Source organism: Streptomyces sp. NPDC058964 (assembly GCF_042741275.1).
GTDB lineage: Bacteria > Actinomycetota > Actinomycetes > Streptomycetales > Streptomycetaceae > Streptomyces.
Genome location: NZ_JBHYKH010000565.1, coordinates 1,043 through 5,621 on the forward strand (window position 1 = coordinate 1,043; position 4,579 = coordinate 5,621).

Annotated in this window: 5 protein-coding genes; 3 read left to right on the forward strand and 2 right to left on the reverse strand. The window is 74.3% G+C overall.

Annotated elements, in window-relative coordinates:
- From ACFW2E_RS40295 to cobC, 3 genes are all read left to right on the forward strand, one after another.
- A partial coding sequence (locus tag ACFW2E_RS40295; protein WP_384475090.1) for a precorrin-8X methylmutase occupies positions 1-344 on the forward strand: 344 nt, incomplete at its 5' end.
- Entirely contained in the window at positions 341-1,273 is a 933-nt protein-coding gene (locus ACFW2E_RS40300) for a sirohydrochlorin chelatase (RefSeq protein WP_384475093.1), read from the forward strand. The genes ACFW2E_RS40295 and ACFW2E_RS40300, both read left to right, overlap by 4 nt.
- A complete protein-coding gene (gene cobC, locus ACFW2E_RS40305; protein ID WP_384475096.1) occupies positions 1,257-2,333 on the forward strand; it encodes an Rv2231c family pyridoxal phosphate-dependent protein CobC in 1,077 nt (358 codons plus the stop codon). The genes ACFW2E_RS40300 and cobC overlap by 17 nt, the downstream gene beginning before the upstream one ends.
- A gap of 138 nt (positions 2,334-2,471) precedes the next feature.
- Here cobC and ACFW2E_RS40310 read toward each other — a convergent pair whose 3' ends face one another.
- Together ACFW2E_RS40310 and ACFW2E_RS40315 are read right to left on the reverse strand one after the other, a co-directional pair.
- Positions 2,472-3,380: an SCO1860 family LAETG-anchored protein gene (locus ACFW2E_RS40310; protein WP_384475099.1), complete on the reverse strand. Its 909-nt coding sequence runs from the start codon at positions 3,378-3,380 to the stop codon at positions 2,472-2,474.
- 141 nt (positions 3,381-3,521) lie between these two features.
- Positions 3,522-4,544 (reverse strand): amidohydrolase family protein, encoded by a 1,023-nt coding sequence (locus ACFW2E_RS40315; RefSeq protein WP_384475102.1) that lies wholly within the window; start codon positions 4,542-4,544, stop codon positions 3,522-3,524.
- Positions 4,545-4,579: the final 35 nt, after the last annotated feature.

Sequence of the window (4,579 nt, forward strand, 5' to 3'; positions counted from 1 at the left end):
GCCCCCAGCGCTCGCTCGCGCCCCCCCTCCCGGCGGGGGTGGTGCACACCCTCCGGCCCCCGGAGCGCGGCGTGTCGCTCGGTCTGGCCCACCCCGCTGCCCTCTGGGTGATCGGCTGTGCGCCGACCGCCCTGGAGGAACTGCTCACGCTGGACGCCTCCCCGGCTCTCGTCATCGGTCTGCCCGTCGGCTTCGTCGGCGCGGCCGAGTCCAAGGCGGCGTTGCGCGAGAGCGGCCTGCCCGCCGTCAGCAACGTGTCCGAGAAGGGCGGTTCGGCGGTCGCCGCCGCCGCGCTCAACGCCCTCCTGTACCACCCCGTATCGCCCTCCGAGGAGAAGAAGTGACCACCTCGCCGCCTGCCCTGCTCATCGCCGGCCATGGCACCCGGGACGACGCCGGTGCCGAGGCGTTCCGCGACTTCGTACGGGAGCTGGGGCGCCGCCACCCCGAACTGCCCGTCGCGGGCGGCTTCATCGAGCTGTCCCCGCCGCCGCTGGGCGAGGCCGTGACCGAGCTGGTGGACAAGGGTGTCCGCCGATTCGCCGCCGTCCCGCTGATGCTGGTGTCCGCCGGGCACGCCAAGGGCGACATCCCGGCCGCGCTGGCCCGTGAGAAGGAACGGCACCCCGGGATCTCGTACACGTACGGCCGTCCGCTGGGCCCGCATCCGGCACTGCTGAACGTACTGGAGCGGCGCCTGGACGAGGCACTCGGCGCCGGGGGCGGGCGTGCCCCGCAGGACCGGGCCGATGTGACGGTGCTGCTGGTCGGGCGCGGTTCGACGGACCCGGACGCCAACGCCGAGGTGCACAAGGCGGCCCGGCTGCTGTGGGAGGGGCGCGGGTACGCGGGCGTGGAGACCGCGTTCGTGTCGCTGGCCGCGCCGGACGTGCCGGGCGGCCTGGACCGCTGCGTGAGGCTCGGGGCGCGCCGGATCGTCGTCCTGCCCTACTTCCTCTTCACCGGCATCCTGCCCGACCGGGTGCGCCGGCAGACCGAGGGCTGGGCCGCCGCGCACCCGGAGATCGAGGTGCGCTCGGCCGATGTCATCGGGCCCGAGCCCGAGCTGCTCGACCTGGTGATGGAGCGGTACGAGGAGGCCGTCCGGGGTGACCTGCGGATGAACTGCGACTCGTGCGTGTACCGCATCGCGCTGCCCGGCTTCGAGGACAAGGTGGGCCTGCCGCAGCAGCCGCACTTCCACCCGGACGACGGCGGTCACCACCACGGGCACGGGCACCACCATCACGGCGGACATGCCCATGCGCACTGAGGACCCCACCGGGCACGACCTGCGGCACCACGGTGACGCCGAGGTGCGTGACGACGGGGCGGCGCTGGTCGACCTCGCCGTCAACGTCCGCGCCGACACTCCCCCGGCGTGGCTGCGGGAGCGGATCGCGGCTTCGCTGACCGGTCTCGCGGCCTACCCGGACGGGCGGGCCGCGCGGGCGGCGGTTGCGGCGCGGCACGAGGTCCCGGTGCGGCGGGTGCTGCTGACGGCGGGCGCGGCCGAGGCGTTCGTGCTGCTGGCGCGGGCCCTGAAGGTGCGCCGGCCGGTCGTCGTACATCCGCAGTTCACGGAGCCGGAGGCGGCGCTGCGGGACGCGGGTCACACGGTGGACCGGGTGCTGCTGCGGGCGGAGGACGGCTTCCGGCTGGATCCGGCGGCCGTACCCGAGGACGCCGACCTGGTGGTCATCGGCAACCCCACGAACCCGACGTCGGTGCTGCACCCGGCGGCGGCGATCGCCCGGCTCGCCCGTCCGGGGCGGACACTGGTGGTCGACGAGGCCTTCATGGACGCGGTCCCGGGCGAGCGGGAGGCGCTGGCCGGGCGGACCGACGTACCCGGCCTGGTGGTGCTGCGCAGCCTGACCAAGACCTGGGGCCTGGCCGGACTGCGGATCGGCTATGTCCTGGCGGCGCCGGAGACGATCGCGGAGCTGGAGCGGGCCCAGCCGCTGTGGCCGGTGTCCACCCCCGCGCTGGCGGCGGCCGCGGCGTGCGTGGCGCCGCAGGCCCTGGCCGAGGCGGCCCACGCGGCCCACCGCGTCGCGGCCGACCGGGCCCATCTCGTCGCGGGCCTCGAGGAGTTCGCCCCCGAAGGACTGCGGGTGGCGGGTCCGGCGCAGGGGCCTTTCGTCCTGGTACGGCTGCCCCGGGCCGCCGCTGTGCGCCGGCACCTGCGCCACCTCGGCTACGCGGTCCGGCGCGGTGACACCTTCCCCGGGCTGGACGACGAGTGGCTGCGGCTCGCGGTGCGGGACCGGACGACGGTGAACGGATTCCTGCAGGCACTGGACCAGGCGCTGGCACTGACCGGACGGTGACGTCGCCGGACGGGCCGTTTCCCTGAGCCCGTCCGGCGTTTGAGAACGAGGCCGTTCAGGCCGAAGCGGGGGTCTGGGGGGCGCCGGCCCCACGGACGGCAGCCCCACGGACGACGGCGACGACACCGTGCCCGACGGTCAGCCCCGACGGCGGCGCGCCAGCACCAGCGCTCCCCCGCCCGCCACCACCAGCGCGAGTGCCCCGCCGGCGAGGTACGGCGTGCTCGAGCTCCCGCCGGTCTCCGCGAGACCCGCCTCGGCCGGGGCGTCCTGCGGCTTCACGTCGGCCTGCGGATCATGGCTCGGCGGGGCCGTCTTCGCCTGCCCGGCAGGGCTCTCGCAGGTCGCCTTGGCGAGGGTCAACGTTCCGTCCACATCAGCCACGTTGAGCTTCAGCGGGTTGACGGAGACCTTGAGCTCGAGGGCGGTGGCGGCGGCGGTGCGGGACGTGGTCCGCCGCTGGGAGAGGTCGAGGCGCACCTCGCCGACTCCCGGTACCTTCACGTCCGTCGGGCCGTTCGCGGTGAGTGTCACCCGCTTCCCGAGCACCGTCACCGCGCCCGGCACATGGGACTCGGCGACGGGCGTCTTCCCGGCCTCGCAGGTCGCCTCGGCGGTGACCGTGTCGACCTCGACGAGGGAGAGGAGCGGCAGGCCGGGGACGTGCAGCCTGGCGTGGGCGAGGCGGACGGAGCCCTCTGCCCGGTTCTCGGTCACCGTCGCCTTCGCCGCGGCGACGTCCGCGGCCAGCACCGCGAACGGCTTTCCGCCGGCCACGCCGTCCAGCCGGGCGGACAGCGCGGTCCTGTCGGCGCTCTGCGGTGCCCGGACCTCGTTGAGCGAGACCGCGAGCGGGACGTTCACGGACTTGTCGAGCAGGGACACGTCCAGCCCGGTGCGCAGCACGACGGCGCTCGCGCGGCCGTGGTCGGCGGTGGCGTGCGCCGTTCCCGCGCCGGCCAGCGCCGCGGGCCCCGTGGCGAGGGCCGTGGCCGTCGCGACGGTCGCGAAACGGCGTGCGGGCATGCGGAATCTGTTGCCGTTCAAGGTGTGGGACCCCCAGACGAGACTTGCTTGGGACCCGGCAAGAATTACGCACTGTGGGTGAACGGTCAGCAATCCTGCGTTACTTCACTCCATCGTGGAGTTTCCGCGAACTCTTTCGAATCGCCCGGCACAGGCGTTCCTTTACTCGACGACCCGCCCGTTCAGCACCACCCGTCGCGGCGCCGCCAGCACCCGCACGTCCGCCCGCGGATCCGCCTCGTACACCACCAGGTCCGCCGGAGCCGCCTCCTCAAGACCGGGCCGGCCGAGCCACTTCCGGGCCCCCCAGGCCGTGGCCGACAGGGCGTCGACCGGCGGGATCCCGGCGGTGACCAGTTCCGCCACCTCGCCGGCGACCAGGCCGTGCGCCAGTGAACCGCCGGCGTCCGTGCCGACGTACACCGGGATGCCGGCGTCGTACGCGCCCCGCACCGTGTCGTAGCGCCGTTCGTGCAGCCGCCGCATGTGCGCGGACCAGCGCGGGTACTTGCTCTCGCCGCCCGCTGCGAGAGAGGGGAAGGTGGCGATGTTGACGAGGGTCGGGACGATCGCGACACCGCGCTCGGCGAACAGGGGGATCAGGTCCTCGGTCAGGCCCGTGGCGTGTTCGATGCAGTCGATGCCCGCCTCGACCAGGTCCCGCAGGGAGCTCTCGGCGAAACAGTGCGCGGTGACACGGGCGCCCAGACGGTGGGCCTCCGCGATCGCCGCCTCCACCGCTTCGCGCGGCCAGCAGGCCGACAGATCGCCGAGGTCGCGGTCGATCCAGTCACCGACCAGCTTCACCCAGCCGTCGCCGCGCCGGGCCTCCTGGGACACGTACGCGACCAGCTCGTCCGGCTCGATCTCGTGCGCGAAGTTCCTTATGTAGCGACGGGTGCGGGCGATGTGCCGGCCGGCCCGGATGATCTTCGGGAGGTCCTCGCGGTCGTCGACCCAGCGGGTGTCGGAGGGCGAGCCGGCGTCGCGGATGAGCAGGGTGCCCGCCTCGCGGTCGGTCAGCGCCTGCTTCTCCGCGACGTCCGCGTCGACCGGGCCGTGCGCGCCGAGGCCCACATGGCAGTGGGCGTCGACGAGGCCGGGCAGCGCCCCGCCCTCGACGGTCCGGATGTCCTGGGCGCCGGCCGGGCGGGCGTTGTTGATACCTACGCCGAAAACCCACAGCGCGACGCGGAGACAGTACGGGCGGACAAGGAAAC

What these genes read in the sequence shown, in the direction of transcription:
- cobC (WP_384475096.1), top strand. Translation starts at nt 1,257, where the DNA reads ATGCCCATGCGCACTGAGGACCCCACCGGGCACGACCTGCGGCACCAC.